Source organism: Vibrio sp. 10N.247.310.17 (genome assembly GCF_041466605.1).
In the GTDB taxonomy this organism is placed as follows: domain Bacteria; phylum Pseudomonadota; class Gammaproteobacteria; order Enterobacterales; family Vibrionaceae; genus Vibrio; species Vibrio tasmaniensis_A.
The window spans coordinates 1-1,926 of the sequence record NZ_JBFSTC010000204.1 but is presented as its reverse complement, the minus strand read 5'-3'; the positions used below and the strand labels follow the sequence as shown (position 1 = coordinate 1,926).

2 protein-coding genes are annotated in these 1,926 nt (G+C 47.8%); both read right to left on the bottom strand.

The genetic code is table 11. The features are described 5' to 3' along the window. Positions 1-18: 18 nt before the first annotated feature. The gene (gene istB, locus AB6D80_RS24835; protein WP_017102649.1) at positions 19-813 is read right to left on the bottom strand and encodes an IS21-like element helper ATPase IstB; all 795 of its coding nucleotides are present in this window, start codon (positions 811-813) and stop codon (positions 19-21) included. Continuing rightward, positions 810-1,829 (bottom strand): IS21 family transposase, encoded by a 1,020-nt coding sequence (gene istA, locus AB6D80_RS24830; protein WP_017102648.1) that lies wholly within the window; start codon positions 1,827-1,829, stop codon positions 810-812. The genes istB and istA overlap by 4 nt, the downstream gene beginning before the upstream one ends. Positions 1,830-1,926 lie beyond the last annotated feature (97 nt).

Sequence of the window (1,926 nt, the reverse complement as noted above, 5' to 3'; positions counted from 1 at the left end):
ACTGACCCACCCACGTAATTAACTTCTACTTTCAGATAGATTTTCTAGAACCGTAGGTATGGTTCCAGCCGCCTTCTTTCCTCGTAATCGGTAGCTTTCTCCGCTGATTTGTACGATGTGAGAGTGATGAAGAAGCCTATCCAGTAATGCCGCCGTTAGTGTCGTATCGTCAGCGAACGCATTTGACCATTGAGAGAACGGCAAGTTACTGGTTACGATAATGCTGCCTTGCTCGTATCGTTTAGCGATGACATTGAAGAACAAGTTCGCTTCTTCTCTGCCGAACGGTAGATATCCGATTTCATCGACGATAAGGAGCTTTGGCGCAAGAACGCTTCGCCTTAAGTAGCTTTCAAGTTTGCCCTGAGCTTTTGCCGTAGACAGTTGAAGCATTAAGTCAGCAGCCGTGATGAACCGTGTCTTTAAGCCTTTTTGTACCGCTATTTGACCAAGGCTAACAGCAAGATGGCTCTTACCAACACCACTTGGACCAAGTAGTACTACGTTTTCTTTTCGCTCGACGAACGCCAACCCTGTTAGCTCCTTGAGCTGTTTCCGTGGGGCACCTGTTGCGAACTTGAAGTCATAGTCATCGAACGTTTTCTCCATAGGGAAGCTGGCGAACTTAGTCAGCGTTGCTCTTGTGCGTTCAGCTCTTGCTTCAAGCTCAGCGCTTAGAAGTGATTCTAAGTAATCGGCTAGACTCAACTCTTGAGTGTTAGCGACTTCTGCCAACCTCGGCCATTCCTGACCCATGGCTTGTAACTTCAGCGTTGCGCACGCAGCTTCGATGCGATTCATTTGAAGGTTCATACTCGCACCTCCAACAACGTGTCATACATTGATAGTGGATGTTGGAAGCTCTCAACTGGCATGACATTATCACCCATTGTTAACGGAGCTATCGGGCGTGTCGGCGACGGGAGAGGTTGAAGTGTAAAACGTTCTTTCTCTAGAAGAACTTGAGGCTTTGTACCTGTTGTGCCGTGTATCCTCTGGTGAGCGACGGTTTCTAACCACGAGCCGATATGCCCATTAAGGACATCGGCTGTGATTTTCAGACCGTGTTGTTTAAGTGTCGCAGCAAGCGGAGTGACGAAGCTACTTTTCAAGTAAGAGTTAAATCGCTCCACTTTCCCTTTGGTCTTTGCGCGATACGGACGGCAAGCTCTTGGTTTGAAATTGTACTTCTTGGCGGCAGTGAGCAGCATAGCGTTCCATCGATGCTCGCCTTCACCGTATGCATCTCGCTCTATCATGATGGCTTTCGCATTATCGAACAGAACCTCTTTGGGTACGCCACCGAAGTATTCAAATGCTTCTTCAAGACCATCAACCCAGTCTTCTTGGCGCTCCCGCTCACAAAAGCGAACGAACGTCGCTCTGCTATAACCAAGCGTAGCAACAAAGGCTTTAACCCGTATGCCGTAATGCGTAATGGTCGTGAAGTCGACTTGCATTTGCTCACCAGGTTGTGTTTCGAATCGAACCACAGGGTCGGCAGGCGTGCTAGGTTTGTATTGTTTGATGTGCTTTTTGAGCATCGTTATGCCGCCTTCGTAACCGAAGGATTTTATCTCACGCAGTAAGACTGTTGCTGGTATCCAATAAGGCCTTGCAGCTTCAATGCGGGTGTGCAAGTAGTCGTGGTAAGGCTGTAATTTTGTTGGTCGAGACTGTCGTTCGGGATACACAGGCTCTTTACTTCTGTTTCGAAGATAAGTGCGAACGGTATTTCTAGAGATACCTAAATCTCGCGCAATGCGGCGGATGCTGTGCCCTTGCTGATGTAAAACGTGTATTTCCACTAGTTGCTCCTGATTGATCATAATCCGCCGCTTTGTCCATGTTACGAACGGATAGTTTGCCTCAGGTGGGTCAATTTTAAATCGACGTTAGTGGGTCATTTTTACATCGGCGCTGACA

What these genes read in the sequence shown, in the direction of transcription:
- istB (WP_017102649.1), bottom strand. Translation starts at nt 813, where the DNA reads ATGAACCTTCAAATGAATCGCATCGAAGCTGCGTGCGCAACGCTGAAG.
- istA (WP_017102648.1), bottom strand. Translation starts at nt 1,829, where the DNA reads ATGATCAATCAGGAGCAACTAGTGGAAATACACGTTTTACATCAGCAA.